The organism is Sphingorhabdus sp. (assembly GCF_046596595.1).
GTDB lineage: Bacteria > Pseudomonadota > Alphaproteobacteria > Sphingomonadales > Sphingomonadaceae > Sphingorhabdus_B.
On sequence record NZ_JBKJMB010000104.1, the window covers coordinates 26,870 to 39,234 of the forward strand.

The 12,365-nt window shown below is 54.0% G+C and carries 14 protein-coding genes and 1 tRNA gene; 13 read left to right on the top strand and 2 right to left on the bottom strand.

The genetic code is table 11. The annotated features are described in order from the left end of the window. The first annotated feature begins 150 nt into the window (after positions 1 to 150). The 4 genes from ACLL9E_RS10575 to ACLL9E_RS10590 all read left to right on the top strand — a co-directional run bounded on the left by ACLL9E_RS10575 (position 151) and on the right by ACLL9E_RS10590 (position 3,655). On the top strand, positions 151 to 732 hold the full coding sequence (locus tag ACLL9E_RS10575; protein ID WP_411291701.1) for a ribonuclease HII: 582 nt from the start codon (positions 151 to 153) through the stop codon (positions 730 to 732). A 211-nt stretch (positions 733 to 943) separates the two neighbouring features. Further along, positions 944 to 2,074 (top strand): site-specific DNA-methyltransferase, encoded by a 1,131-nt coding sequence (locus ACLL9E_RS10580; protein ID WP_411291702.1) that lies wholly within the window; start codon positions 944 to 946, stop codon positions 2,072 to 2,074. Next, on the top strand, positions 2,071 to 3,162 hold the full coding sequence (gene folP / locus ACLL9E_RS10585) for a dihydropteroate synthase (protein ID WP_411291703.1): 1,092 nt from the start codon (positions 2,071 to 2,073) through the stop codon (positions 3,160 to 3,162). Before ACLL9E_RS10580 ends, folP begins: the two co-directional genes overlap by 4 nt. 73 nt (positions 3,163 to 3,235) lie before the next feature. Further along, the gene (locus tag ACLL9E_RS10590) at positions 3,236 to 3,655 is read left to right on the top strand and encodes a DUF2177 family protein (RefSeq protein WP_411291704.1); all 420 of its coding nucleotides are present in this window, start codon (positions 3,236 to 3,238) and stop codon (positions 3,653 to 3,655) included. Here the strand turns inward: ACLL9E_RS10590 and ACLL9E_RS10595 are convergent. Further along, complete coding sequence (locus ACLL9E_RS10595; RefSeq protein ID WP_411291705.1) at positions 3,652 to 5,079, bottom strand: sigma-54-dependent transcriptional regulator; 1,428 nt, start codon at positions 5,077 to 5,079, stop codon at positions 3,652 to 3,654. The genes ACLL9E_RS10590 and ACLL9E_RS10595 overlap by 4 nt on opposite strands. A 154-nt stretch (positions 5,080 to 5,233) precedes the next feature. Here ACLL9E_RS10595 and ACLL9E_RS10600 point away from each other — a divergent pair, with 154 nt between their 5' ends. The 8 genes from ACLL9E_RS10600 (at position 5,234) to ACLL9E_RS10635 (ending at position 11,606) form a co-directional block, all read left to right on the top strand. Continuing rightward, complete coding sequence (locus tag ACLL9E_RS10600; protein WP_411291706.1) at positions 5,234 to 5,368, top strand: aa3-type cytochrome c oxidase subunit IV; 135 nt, start codon at positions 5,234 to 5,236, stop codon at positions 5,366 to 5,368. Next, positions 5,369 to 6,499, top strand: a complete 1,131-nt coding sequence (locus tag ACLL9E_RS10605) for a Re/Si-specific NAD(P)(+) transhydrogenase subunit alpha (RefSeq protein ID WP_411291707.1) — start codon at positions 5,369 to 5,371, stop codon at positions 6,497 to 6,499. 10 nt (positions 6,500 to 6,509) lie between these two features. After that, complete coding sequence (locus ACLL9E_RS10610) at positions 6,510 to 6,800, top strand: zinc ribbon domain-containing protein (RefSeq protein WP_411291708.1); 291 nt, start codon at positions 6,510 to 6,512, stop codon at positions 6,798 to 6,800. A gap of 11 nt (positions 6,801 to 6,811) precedes the next feature. Further along, positions 6,812 to 7,093: an NAD(P) transhydrogenase subunit alpha gene (locus ACLL9E_RS10615; protein WP_183940531.1), complete on the top strand. Its 282-nt coding sequence runs from the start codon at positions 6,812 to 6,814 to the stop codon at positions 7,091 to 7,093. A gap of 31 nt (positions 7,094 to 7,124) precedes the next feature. Beyond that, positions 7,125 to 8,507 (top strand): NAD(P)(+) transhydrogenase (Re/Si-specific) subunit beta, encoded by a 1,383-nt coding sequence (locus tag ACLL9E_RS10620; protein WP_411291714.1) that lies wholly within the window; start codon positions 7,125 to 7,127, stop codon positions 8,505 to 8,507. A 137-nt stretch (positions 8,508 to 8,644) separates the two neighbouring features. Beyond that, positions 8,645 to 9,343: an aspartate/glutamate racemase family protein gene (locus tag ACLL9E_RS10625; RefSeq protein WP_411291709.1), complete on the top strand. Its 699-nt coding sequence runs from the start codon at positions 8,645 to 8,647 to the stop codon at positions 9,341 to 9,343. Between the two features lie 59 nt (positions 9,344 to 9,402). Continuing rightward, positions 9,403 to 10,590 (top strand): parallel beta-helix domain-containing protein, encoded by a 1,188-nt coding sequence (locus ACLL9E_RS10630; RefSeq protein ID WP_411291710.1) that lies wholly within the window; start codon positions 9,403 to 9,405, stop codon positions 10,588 to 10,590. Next, complete coding sequence (locus ACLL9E_RS10635; RefSeq protein ID WP_411291711.1) at positions 10,590 to 11,606, top strand: SO2930 family diheme c-type cytochrome; 1,017 nt, start codon at positions 10,590 to 10,592, stop codon at positions 11,604 to 11,606. Before ACLL9E_RS10630 ends, ACLL9E_RS10635 begins: the two co-directional genes overlap by 1 nt. Here the strand turns inward: ACLL9E_RS10635 and hspQ are convergent. Further along, positions 11,600 to 11,950 (bottom strand): heat shock protein HspQ, encoded by a 351-nt coding sequence (gene hspQ, locus ACLL9E_RS10640; RefSeq protein WP_411291712.1) that lies wholly within the window; start codon positions 11,948 to 11,950, stop codon positions 11,600 to 11,602. The genes ACLL9E_RS10635 and hspQ overlap by 7 nt on opposite strands. 134 nt (positions 11,951 to 12,084) lie before the next feature. Here hspQ and ACLL9E_RS10645 point away from each other — a divergent pair. Then, a tRNA-Ser gene (locus tag ACLL9E_RS10645) sits at positions 12,085 to 12,174 on the top strand. The last annotated feature ends 191 nt before the right edge of the window (positions 12,175 to 12,365 follow it).

A 12,365-nucleotide genomic window follows, 5' to 3' on the forward strand; every position in this document is an offset into this window, starting at 1 on the left:
CGCTTTAGCACGATGGCCTGACGCTGCGACGCGGGACGCGGCATTTGAGCGCCTTCGGGACCACAAGACATTCGTAATTATGCGCGAATGTGTAGCTGAAACAAATCGCCGCGACGATGCTCAAGAAATTTCTAACATGTGGCGTTCGGAATGATAATTGGTGTGGATGAGGCTGGACGCGGCCCTTTGGCAGGCCCTGTTGTCGCTGCTGCCGTGCTTTTGTGCAAACCACGTCCATCAGGATTGGACGACAGCAAGAAACTGACCGCTGCTCGCCGGGCCGAACTCGAAGCCATGATTAAGCGCCGGTGCCAATGGGCTGTCGGTGTGGTTGAGGTCGAGGACATTGATCGTCTGAATATATTCGGCGCGACCATGCTCGCCATGACGCTGGCGGTGGATGCTCTTTGCGCGCAGCTTGGCTGCGACCCGCTTGAGGTCCTTATCGACGGCAATTTAACGCCAGCAGGCCGGCGCCCCGAATGGCGCTGGACTGCGCGGGCAATTGTTGGCGGGGATGCACTCGAACCCTGCATTTCGGCTGCATCCATTATTGCAAAAGAACATCGCGACCGGATGATGTGCGCAGCCGCGCAACAGCATATACATTATGGCTGGGAAAAGAACAAAGGGTACGGAACACCCGACCATCTCGCCGCACTTCGGCAGCATGGTCCATCGCCGTTGCACCGGAAAAGCTTCGCGCCTGTGTCCCAATTGCTTTTGTTGTGAATTTATTTGGGCAGTGAGTCCTTCAGGCAACACCACTAGGGATTGAGTCCCCAAAGAATCAACGGACTCCATATCTTGTGCCGGACTCGTTTCGTTCCTCCCATATGATGGTGTAAGCCGCTGCCACTCGGCGGTTTCTTGCCCTTAAATAACCTTGACCTTGCGCGCGCGCTGACTCATCGCTGCATCTTAATCGCCGGGGGAGTGGGCAATGGGTGTCGTAGAGAAAATTAGACCAGCAGCAAAAGCGAAGCTGGCACCGGCACCCGAACTGCCGCGCAATCAAATTTTGCGGATGGACTGTATTGAGGCGATGCGTTCTTTACCCGACTGCTCGATCGACATGGTCTTTGCCGATCCACCCTATAATTTGCAGCTTGGTGGTGACTTGTTGCGCCCCGACAACAGCAAGGTTGATGCGGTCGACGATGACTGGGACAAGTTTGCCAGCTTCGCCATATATGACAAGTTTACCCGCGAATGGCTGGCTGAAGCGCGGCGGATATTGAAACCCAATGGGTCTTTATGGGTGATTGGCAGCTACCATAATATTTTCCGCGTCGGAACGGCTGTGCAGGACGCAGGCTATTGGATCCTCAACGACATTGTCTGGCGCAAGTCCAACCCGATGCCCAATTTTAAAGGCACGCGCTTCACCAACGCCCATGAAACGTTGATTTGGGCATCAAAAAGCGAAAAGTCGAAATACACGTTCAATTATCGCGCGATGAAAACGCTTAACGATGAACTGCAGATGCGTTCGGACTGGCTGATACCTATTTGTGGCGGGCAGGAGCGTTTGAAGCGTAATGGTGTCAAGGCGCACCCGACTCAAAAGCCCGAAGCATTACTCTACCGCATATTGTTGGCCTGCACGAAGCCCGGCGATGTCGTGCTTGACCCGTTTTTTGGAACTGGAACGACAGGCGCGGTTGCGCGACGTCTCGGTCGCGAGTGGATCGGCTGCGAACGCGAAGCCCTTTATTGTGAAGTAGCCGAGGAACGCATTGCAGCCGCATTACCGCTCGACGAAAGCGCCATAAAAACGATGCAGTCGCCAAAATCTGCACCAAAGGTTGCCTTTGGCCAGTTGGTTGAAGCTGGCTATTTGAACCCCGGGGTGAGCTTGTTTGACCGCAAGCGCCAATTTGAGGCGATTGTGCGCGCTGATGGCTCGATCATCTGCGGTGTCGTTGATGGTTCGATCCACAAGGTCGGTTCAACGATCCAGAATGCGCCAAGTTGCAATGGTTGGACCTATTGGCATTATGCCGCGCCAGACGGCGCGCTGAAACCAATTGACGATTTGCGTCAAACATATCTGCTTGCCACTGAACCGTGAACAAAATTTATTTACGCCCTACTGGCTTTGTCGAAAGCCCACAGCGGCATGAAGGGCAATCCCTGCGGCTTGCAGGAACGATGCTGTGGTTCTCGCAGCTTGAATATATCGAGCGCGGCGCAAATTCAACGCGGCGGCAGTTGGTGGCTGTAAGTCAATGGCCTGACTTCATCGCAGCGCTTTCTGCTCCAGATCGCGACCGGTCAGCATCGCTTCTTGAACGCATCACCGCGCCACGTGCCGCGCTACAACTGGGATCGCGCACGATCAGGCTGGATCAGCCGCATGTGATGGGGATTATCAACGCGACGCCGGATAGTTTTTCGGATGGTGGCAAGAACTTGGACCTTGATGTTGCTGCCGAAGCCGCATTCGAGATGTCGAGTGCTGGGGCGGCAATAATCGATATCGGCGGGGAGTCCACTCGGCCCGGTGCTGCTCTGGTTTGGGAAGGGGAAGAGCTTTCCCGCGTTGAACCATTGATCCGCCGACTATCCGGCGCTGGCACGGCGGTGTCCATCGATACACGTAAAGCATCCGTAATGGAGGGCGCTGTGCAAGCTGGTGCCAGTATGATTAACGACATTTCGGCATTATTGTATGACGACCGGGCTGTTGACGTTGCACGTACAAGCGCTGTGCCAGTAGTCCTGATGCATGCTCCAAGTCAAAGCAGCGATCCACATAAGGATGGCGTGTACACAGATGTGGTGTGCGATGTGTTTGACTGGCTCGAGGACCGGGTTGCTTGCGTTGAAGCAGCTGGAATTAGTCGAGACAAGATATTGGTCGATCCGGGCATTGGGTTTGGCAAGTCGCTCGCCGAGAATTTGGCGATAATCAACAATTTGGCCATTTATCATGCCCTTGGTTGTGGATTATTATTTGGCGCGAGCAGAAAGCGCTTGATCGGAGCGCTTGCAAATGAGGCAGCTGCCGACGACCGCCTGGGCGCCTCTATCTTTCTAGCGCTGCGGGCGGTTGAACAAGGTGCGCATATCGTTCGCGTTCATGATGCGGTCGAGACAGTGCAGGCCATTCAAGTCTGGCGAGGCCTGCGCGACACGGCGTTGACTGCGGCAGCATAGTCTACAGCCATTTGGCTGCCTTGACCCGGCACCTTCGCATTGGCAATCACATGCGATCGTTAGGGAAACAGATATGCTTATAAAATATATCGTCGGCTACATCGCCACTGGTGTTGCGTTTGCGCTTATCGACAGTGTCTGGCTGCGTACTATGTTTACGCGGCTATATCAGCCGGAAATAGGCGAATTGCTGATGAAAGGTGGCTTTCGCATGGGGCCAGCAGTCATCTTCTACGTGCTGTACATCTTGGGCATGATGATTTTTGCTGTCGGCCCGGCGCTTCACTCGGGGAAATGGCAAACCGCGTTGTTGTGGGGTTCGCTGCTCGGGTTCTTTTGTTACATGACGTATGATTTGACCAACTATGCCACGTTGAAGGTGTGGAGCACAAAAATCACTGTGCTTGATATCATATGGGGAACCGTCCTGACGGGCTCTGCATCGCTTGTGGGTTTTTGGGTCACGCAAGCGCTGCTGGGGAAAAGCAACTAAGCCGCGTCACTAATTCCGAGGTCTGCAAGTTTTCGATACAGGGTTGACCTGCCGATACCCAATCTGCGGGCCACCTCAGTCATGCGGCCGCGATAATGACCAATGGCGAGGCGAATGACATCTGCCTCGATTTCGTCAAGCGGGCGCATATTTCCGTCGGTTTCGTACAAGGTGACGCCAATCCCGTCGTTCGAGCCAGCGCCGCCAGAGCCACCATTCCCCGGCACGCCAACCGTAGCGGATATTTGCGGGAATTCTTCGGGCGTCAACGCGTCCCGGTCGCAAAGTACGGCCGCGCGAAAAAGCACGCTCTGCAACTGGCGGACATTGCCGGGCCAGTCATAACCGCGTAGCATCGTCAACGCCTCGTCGGTGATGCCAAGGCTCCGAAGCCCTGGCTGGCTCGCCATGCGGCCAAGGAAATGACGGGCAAGCGCAGGTATGTCCGAAGTGCGATCGCGCAATGGCGGAATGGTAAGCTGAACGACATTTAAACGGTAATAGAGATCCTCGCGAAAGGCGCCGGTGGTCAAATGGTCCACGAGGCACGAATTGCTTGCGGATAACAGACGGACGTCAACCCGGTAGCTGTGCGACGCGCCTACGGGCGAGATTTCATTTTGCGTTAACAGACGAACAAGCCGAACTTGCGTTTCCGGAGGAAGCAAATCGACTTCGTCAAGAAACACCGTTCCACCCTCGGCCTGTTGAAAAATACCGATGCGCCGGTCAAAAGCCCCTGCGAAAGCATCCTTCTCATGGCCGAAAAGTACAGAATCAAGAAGGCTTTCCGAAATCACACCGCAATTGACCTTCAGATACGGCATTTTTGATCGTGGACTGGCTGCCTGAATGGCGTCTGCAACGACTTCCTTGCCAACGCCATATTCGCCCTCGATAAAAATCGGCGCGCGGCTTCTTGCGGCTTTCGCAGCGATTGCGAGGGCTGTTCGCAATGCGGGTGCAGAGCCGATAATTTCCTCGAATGCCAATGGCTGCGTAATTTTTTCGGTCAGCGGGTGAAGCTCTCCCATTTCCTTACTACTGTCAGCAGCCATGCTCAAAGCGGCGATAAGCCGCTCGGGCGCCACAGGCTTTATGATATAATCGGATGCACCGGCCCGCATCGCGGCAATTGCGGCCTCGTTCGATCCAATGGATGTCATCAGCAATATCGGAAGCGCCGGGCGACGCGACTTTAATTCTAAAATCAGCGCCGCGGAATCTGCACCGGGAACCCATTGATCAAGCAAGATCGCGTCAAGCATCATGCCATCTTGCGTACCCAACATGGCGACGGCAGTCTCTGCATCGCGCGCAAAGACAGTGCGCCATCCTGCGCGTGAAGCAATGGCCGATACCAGCCTGCACTGCGCCGGTTCGTCATCGACAAGCATCAATAATCGGGTTTCACGTTCCTGCATGCGATGTCCAAATATAGTCTCTGGACAGCGTGGTAACGCAAATGGGTAAAGAGCCGATTAAGCAGCGATGATATTTTCTTTGTTCAACCCGCTTGAGCATTGGAAAATCACCAGTTATGGCTCTTGCGTAATATAAGTTTATATGGAGGCTGTTTTGACAAACGAACACGACCTAGGTCCGGCGAAAGAGACATATTCAAGTTTCGTCACTTTTTTCAAATGGGGCACCATTGTCTCGGCAGTTGTAGTCGCGATTGTGGTTCTGATCATCGCAAGCCGCGCGGCTTAAGTGGTAAAGATCGCTGTTTTGAGGGAAACGGCCCTCGGCGAAACCCGCGTTTCTGCGTCACCTGAAACCGTAAAGAAATTTATTGCGCTTGGTGCGTCGGTTTCGGTCGAGAGTGAAGCGGGGGCCGGTGCGTCGATTGGCGACAGCGATTACGAAGCCGCTGGCGCTTCAACGGGCAACTCGGCTTCCGTGCTAAAGGATGCGGATATCGTTCTTGGCGTTCAAGGGCCGGATCCAAAGGCCCTTGTCGGCATGAAACCCGGCGCATGGCTTGTGGCTGGCCTTGATCCATTTGGGCAGCGCTCGCGCGTCGATGAGTATGCCAAAGCCGGCGTTGAAGCTCTGGCGATGGAATTTATGCCGCGTATTACCCGCGCGCAGTCGATGGATATATTGTCGTCGCAGTCCAACTTGTCAGGATACAAAGCGGTGATTGAGGCTGCCTCGATTTACGGCCGCGCCTTTCCGATGATGATGACCGCAGCAGGCACGGTTAGCGCCGCGAGGGCATTCATCATGGGAGTTGGCGTTGCCGGACTTCAGGCGATTGCTACAGCCCGCCGGTTGGGTGCGCAGGTATCTGCGACCGACGTGCGCTCCGCAACAAAGGAGCAAATCGAATCGCTGGGTGCCAAAGCAATCTTCGTTGAAAATGTTGCTGGCATCGAGGGTGAAGGCGCTGGCGGATATGCAACCGAAATGTCGGAAGACTATAAGGCAGCCCAAGCTGAACTTATCTCGGCCCATATCGCCAAGCAAGATATTGTGATCACAACTGCTTTGATACCGGGGCGTCCGGCACCGCGTCTGGTTACGGATGCACAGATTGCCAGCATGAAGCCAGGCTCAGTGATTTTTGATCTTGCGGTCGCGCAAGGTGGCAATGTCGAGGGGTCAAAGCCCGATGAAATCATTATCAAGCATGGCGTGAAAATCGTTGGCTACAGCAACACGCCAGCGCATTTGGCGGCGGATTCATCAGCATTATATGCGCGCAACCTGTTTAATTTCCTCTCCGCATTTTGGGACAAGGATGCGGGTTTGCCGGTATTGCCCGATGACGACGAAATTACAGCAGCAATTCGTTTGACGAAGGACGGTAAGGTCGTGAGCGACAGGTTGTTGGGTTGAGGGGCAGGCAATGGAGTATGTAATATTTGTTGCGATGCTTGGATGCATCGTTGGGATGATTGCTAAGAGCAAAGGCCGCAGTTTCTTTCCTTGGTGGCTTTATGGAACTCTTATATTTATCGTTGCAATTGTCCATGTGTTGATCATTAAACCGAACGCAGAACATGCCGAGAGAGAAGCATTAGCCTCCGGCGGCAAAAAATGCCCGATGTGTGCGGAGATCGTAAAAGGCGATGCAAAAGTCTGCAGGTTTTGTGGTTTCACATATGATGAGCAATTGCTCAAAGCGCGCGCGGTCTAATAGGAGCAACCATGGACTTTATTTCAATTTTATCCATCTTCGTGATGGCCTGTTTCGTGGGCTATTATGTCGTCTGGTCAGTTACACCCGCGCTCCACACGCCTTTGATGGCAGTGACGAACGCGATTTCTTCGGTCATCATTGTCGGCGCGTTAATCGCCTCGGCCGCAGGTGGATCACCAACCGCCAAATGGCTAGGATTGATTGCCGTGGCATTGGCCAGCGTCAATATCTTTGGCGGCTTTGCTGTCACGGCGCGCATGTTGGCGATGTACAAGAAGAAGGAGCGCTAAATTGGAACATGCTGCTCCCCCCGCATGGGTCATGCTCGCTTATCTGATATCGGGCGTATTTTTCATTCTGGCACTGCGCGGATTGTCATCGCCAGCAACTTCGCAGCGCGGCAACCGGTTCGGTATGGCCGGCATGTTGATCGCCGTTGTGACGACATTGATCACACATGAGGTCGCAGCGTTGCCCGAGATACTGGGTGCCATTGCCATCGGCGGCGGCATTGGTTGGGTAACGGCGCGCAAGATTGCGATGACTGATATGCCCCAGCTTGTGGCGGCGTTTCACAGCCTCGTTGGCATGGCGGCGGTGCTTGTCGCAGCCGCCGCTTTTTTGAACCCAGAGGCATTTGGCATCAACCGCGCTGATGGACTTATAAACCCGGTAAGCCGTGTTGAAATGGGCCTGGGTATCGCAATCGGTGCGATTACTTTCTCGGGTTCTATCATTGCCTTTCTGAAACTTGCAGGCAAGATGTCCGGTGCGCCGATATTGTTGCCGCTTCGCCATGTAATCAACTTGGGCACATTGGCAGCCATCCTCGGTCTGATCGCCTATTTTACCGTTGATCAGTCCCCTTGGATTTTCTGGACTATCACTGCGCTCGCATTCCTGATTGGTTTCTTGCTCATCATCCCAATCGGCGGAGCAGACATGCCAGTCGTGGTTTCGATGTTGAACAGCTATTCTGGCTGGGCTGCCGCCGCCATGGGTTTCACGCTGCACAACACTGCGATGATTATCACTGGTGCGCTGGTTGGCTCATCAGGGGCCATATTGTCGTACATCATGTGCAAGGCGATGAACCGCAGTTTCATAAGCGTTATCGCCGGAGGCTTTGGTGCCGAGGCCGCGGCGACCGGAGGGGCAGCCAAAGAGCAGCGTCCGTGGAAGCGGGGCTCGGCCGAAGATGCGGCCTATATGATGCAGCAGGCCGAAAGCGTGATCATTGTCCCAGGCTACGGCATGGCGGTGGCGCAGGCTCAACACATTTTGCGCGAAATGGCTGATGTCCTGAAAAAGCAGGGGGTATCGGTCAAATATGCAATTCACCCCGTGGCGGGACGTATGCCGGGACATATGAACGTCCTTCTGGCCGAAGCGCAGGTGCCTTATGACGAAGTGTTTGAGCTGGAGGATATCAACAGCGAATTCGCGCAAACCGACGTTGCGTTTATCATCGGCGCGAATGATGTGGTTAATCCAGCGGCGAAGACCGACAAGACATCGCCGATATATGGCATGCCCGTGTTCGATGTCGATAAGGCCAAGACTGTGTTCTTCATAAAGCGCTCAATGGGCGGTGTGGGCTATGCCGGCGTCGACAACGACGTGTTCTACATGGATCAGACTATGATGCTCCTCGCAGACGCAAAGAAGATGTGCGAAGACATCGTCAAAGCCCTGCAACACTAAGCGTAGGTCATCAATCCGTTCGGGAAAGCGCGTCGGAACAGTGAAGACCGGGGCCTTTGTCGGTTTGCAATTGCGGCTGTCCGGCGGCGAGAACCCCGTCCTTGGTGCGAATAACGAGTAATTTGAAGGACAACAGGATGCGTAAACTTGGACTGATTGGCGGCTTGAGCTGGTATTCCACAGAGCTATATTACGCCCGTATCAATAAACAGGTCCTTCGGCGGACAAACGGAACGTGTAACGCCCCGATGTTGATCGAGAGCCTCAATTTTTGCGATATTGGCAGGGCAAGTTCCGAGGAAGAATGGGCCCATGTCGCCAAGGTGCTCACGACCTCCGCGCGCCGTCTGGAGCAGGCAGGGGCAACTGCGTTGCTGATTGGGGCCAACAGCATGCATAAGGTTTTCGACGAGGTTGCGGCTTCGATCTCAATCCCTGTAATTCATATCGCCGACACAGTTGGCGAAAAAATGAAGGCTGATGGGGTTTCTTCTGCAGCCTTGCTTGGCACCGTGAACGTAATGGCAGAAAATTGGTACCGCCAGCGTCTTGTAAAGCACGGCGTTTCGCTGTTGCCAGCGGAAATAGACGACGTGAAGGATCTTGATCGCATTATCTACGATGAGTTGATGCAAGGCATTGTGAAACGCAATTCCGAGCGGGTGCTGAAAACAATCATCACGGAAATTGATCAGGAAGGCATCAAGGCCGTTGTGCTCGGCTGCACCGAATTGAGCATGGTTGTTGATACCAAAGCAAACGTCCTGCCTATTTACGACAGTACCGAAATTCACGCCGACGCTGGCGTCGACTGGATCTTGGGCGACACTATTTAATCGCTCTTGGCATTTACCCTCCTCTGATGCATGCTGCCATCATGAGGATGAGGGACCTGATGTTCGCAAGCGCTGCTTTATGCGCGCACATTCAACCGCTTCAGGCGAAGACCATTTTGGTCACGCCGGGGGATGGCGCGCAAGGGCGGCTGCAGGAGGCTCTTATCGCCGCCGAACCCGGCGATGTTGTCGAACTGGCCGCGGGCAGGTTCATTCTTACCGACGGCCTGTCGCTCGACGTTAACGGCGTTACGATTAAAGGGCAGGGCGGGCTTGAGACCACGCTCGATTTTTCGGGGCAGCAAGGGGCCGGAGAAGGGCTTTTGGTGACGTCGGACGACGTTGTGTTGCGGGAATTTGCGGTTGAAAACAGCAAGGGTGACGGAATTAAATCCAAGGGCGCGGACCGCATCATATATCACAAATTGCGGGTCGAATGGACCGGCGGTCCAAAGTCGTCGAACGGCGCGTACGGAATTTACCCTGTTGAAAGCAAAGATGTACTGATTGATTCGGTGCTGGTCCGTGGCGCTTCCGATGCAGGCATTTACGTTGGGCAATCGCGCAACATCATTGTGCGTAATTCCACTGCGGTGGAAAATGTTGCGGGTATCGAAATAGAAAACAGTTTTGACGCCGACGTCTATGACAATATCGCCACGCACAATACGGGCGGCATTTTGGTGTTCGATTTGCCCAATCTGCCGCAAATGGGTGGGCACAATGTCCGCATTTTCGGCAATATCATTGTCGACAATATGACTCAGAATTTTGCGCCAAAGGGCAATATCGTCGCCAATGTCCCAACAGGCACGGGCATCATGGTGATGGCCAATCGTAAGGTCGAGATATTTGACAACGTCATTGGAGAAAACGGCACAACCAACATAATGGTCGTTGGTTATCGCTTTCCCTTCGAAGATCCAAAATACGATCCGACACCGCGTGATGTGGTGATTTGGGATAATCAGCACAGCCGTGCTGGATGGGCGCCCCAATTTCGTGGTGGAACCGAAATCGCGGCGGCGATGGGGGGAAGCTTTCCTGCCATTTTCTGGGATGGCGCTGGTGGGTCGGAACTTCGGCCAAACATTCAGGATGAGGTTGCCGCCCTGTCACTTGGGCTCACCGACCTAAAGGCAGACACCGCAACGGCGCAGCCCGTTCCTTTGGAACGTTCCACGTCACGCCCTGCTGCGTTGCCCGCAATAACCTTACCGGAATCGATGGAAGCCGTGGTCCGCTGATGCGGTTCATCCTACCGTTCATTGCATGTTTTGCAGCAGCGGTGGCTACGTCGGCCGCGCCCGCAGATACTACCGATGGCGCGGTTGTAGGGCAAGAAAACCCTCCAGCATTGTCCGCCTTTGGTTTTTTTGAAGGAAACGCGTCAAACCCATCTGCGAGGCTCATCCCTTATCAATTGCGCACGCCGTTGTTCAGCGACTACGCCGTTAAAGAGCGTTTCATTTACTTACCCGCCCAAGGCATTGTTAGTGCGGATGCCAATGGTAAACTTATATTTCCGGTCGGAACGGCATTAATTAAAAACTTTGGTTATCCCGCAGCTTCAGGCGGTCTCGACGTCATTGAAACGCGTGTTCTCTTACACAAGTCGCAAGGATGGGTCGCGTTGCCGTATGTCTGGCGCGCCGATGGTAAGGACGCGGATTTGCGGGTAGGCGGAACGCGTGTTCCGGTTACATTCGCCCATCAGGGTATCAAAACGCCAATCAGCTACGCCGTGCCGAACAAAAACCAGTGCAAGCAATGCCATTCGTCTGCGAACGACATCCTGCCGATTGGCCCGGTTTGGCAAAATATGGAGTTTCTTAAGAAGGGCGATCAGCAAAGATTGCTGAAAATGGCACCCAGACTCGCGGATCTTAAGCCATTTGCCAGATGGGATGCACAAAGCAGTGGATCATTGGAGGAACGCGCGCAAGAATATCTCAAGGTAAACTGCGGTCACTGTCATGCGCCAAAGGGGTCAGCGAGCAACAGCGGTCTGTTTCTTGACGGCTCAGCACGTGATCCGGCAGCCTTTGGTATCGGAAAACGGCCTGTAGCTGCGGGTAGGGCAAGCGGTGATCTGGATTTCATTATCGCGCCCGGCGAGCCGGACAAATCTATCCTTGTAAAACGTATGGAAAGTAAGGATCCCGGCATCGCCATGCCCGAACTTGGCAGGTCAACGGTTCACACAGAGGGCGTGGATTTGCTGCGCCAGTGGATTGCCGCGATGCCCGCCCGATCTCACTGACGCATTAAACGTTTCAGCTGATATTGATCTCCGTTCCATCCCTCAAAAACAGCATTAATTCCGGGATGGTTGATCGGCCCTTGCTTGTGGTCGGGCAGCAAGTTTTGCTGACTGACATAAGCGATATAGCTGTTCTCAGCATTTTCCGCGAACAGATGGTAAAATGGCTGATCTTTCGCTGGCCGCACAGTCTCCGGGATCGACTGATACCATTCTTCGCTATTGGCAAAAACCGGATCTATATCGAATACAACCCCGCGGAAATCAAATATGCGGTGGCGGACGACGGCACCAATCGAAAACGCGGCTTCAGCTACTTCTGGAAGAGGTATTTTGTCATTCATCCCTACAATATCATATCTTCTCGCGCGCAAATCAACCTTGTGGCTTGGCAAAGCGAAAAACTTAAGTTAATGGCCCCGCTCTGTCACAGGGGCACGCCGTTTTAGCACGGCAATGACCAGTCCCTTTGAATTGCGGAGAGATGGCTGAGTGGTCGAAAGCACCGCACTCGAAATGCGGCGTGCCGGTGACGGTACCTAGGGTTCGAATCCCTATCTCTCCGCCATTTTGCACCGGTCTATCCAACTCCTCGTAAAAGGGGGTGGCTTTGCGTTCCGCCGTTCGCTAGCAGCTATTTCGAATGTTTTGGGAATCACCTATGCGTAAACTGCTATTAATTCTTGCTATGTCCTCAGCGCTTTCGGCATGTGGCGGTTCGCAACTTGGCGGAGCCGGAAGCGTCTCCAACGTAAAGGT

Bases quoted from the DNA above. Each gene is read 5' to 3' on its own strand.
- ACLL9E_RS10615 (WP_183940531.1), top strand. From the start codon at position 6,812: ATGGACTTTATTTCAATTTTATCCATCTTCGTGATGGCCTGTTTCGTG.
- ACLL9E_RS10630 (WP_411291710.1), top strand. From the start codon at position 9,403: ATGTTCGCAAGCGCTGCTTTATGCGCGCACATTCAACCGCTTCAGGCG.
- hspQ (WP_411291712.1), bottom strand. From the start codon at position 11,950: ATGAATGACAAAATACCTCTTCCAGAAGTAGCTGAAGCCGCGTTTTCG.
- ACLL9E_RS10580 (WP_411291702.1), top strand. From the start codon at position 944: ATGGGTGTCGTAGAGAAAATTAGACCAGCAGCAAAAGCGAAGCTGGCA.
- ACLL9E_RS10610 (WP_411291708.1), top strand. From the start codon at position 6,510: ATGGAGTATGTAATATTTGTTGCGATGCTTGGATGCATCGTTGGGATG.
- ACLL9E_RS10620 (WP_411291714.1), top strand. From the start codon at position 7,125: ATGCTCGCTTATCTGATATCGGGCGTATTTTTCATTCTGGCACTGCGC.
- ACLL9E_RS10590 (WP_411291704.1), top strand. From the start codon at position 3,236: ATGCTTATAAAATATATCGTCGGCTACATCGCCACTGGTGTTGCGTTT.
- ACLL9E_RS10635 (WP_411291711.1), top strand. From the start codon at position 10,590: ATGCGGTTCATCCTACCGTTCATTGCATGTTTTGCAGCAGCGGTGGCT.
- ACLL9E_RS10625 (WP_411291709.1), top strand. From the start codon at position 8,645: ATGCGTAAACTTGGACTGATTGGCGGCTTGAGCTGGTATTCCACAGAG.
- ACLL9E_RS10575 (WP_411291701.1), top strand. From the start codon at position 151: ATGATAATTGGTGTGGATGAGGCTGGACGCGGCCCTTTGGCAGGCCCT.
- ACLL9E_RS10595 (WP_411291705.1), bottom strand. From the start codon at position 5,079: ATGCAGGAACGTGAAACCCGATTATTGATGCTTGTCGATGACGAACCG.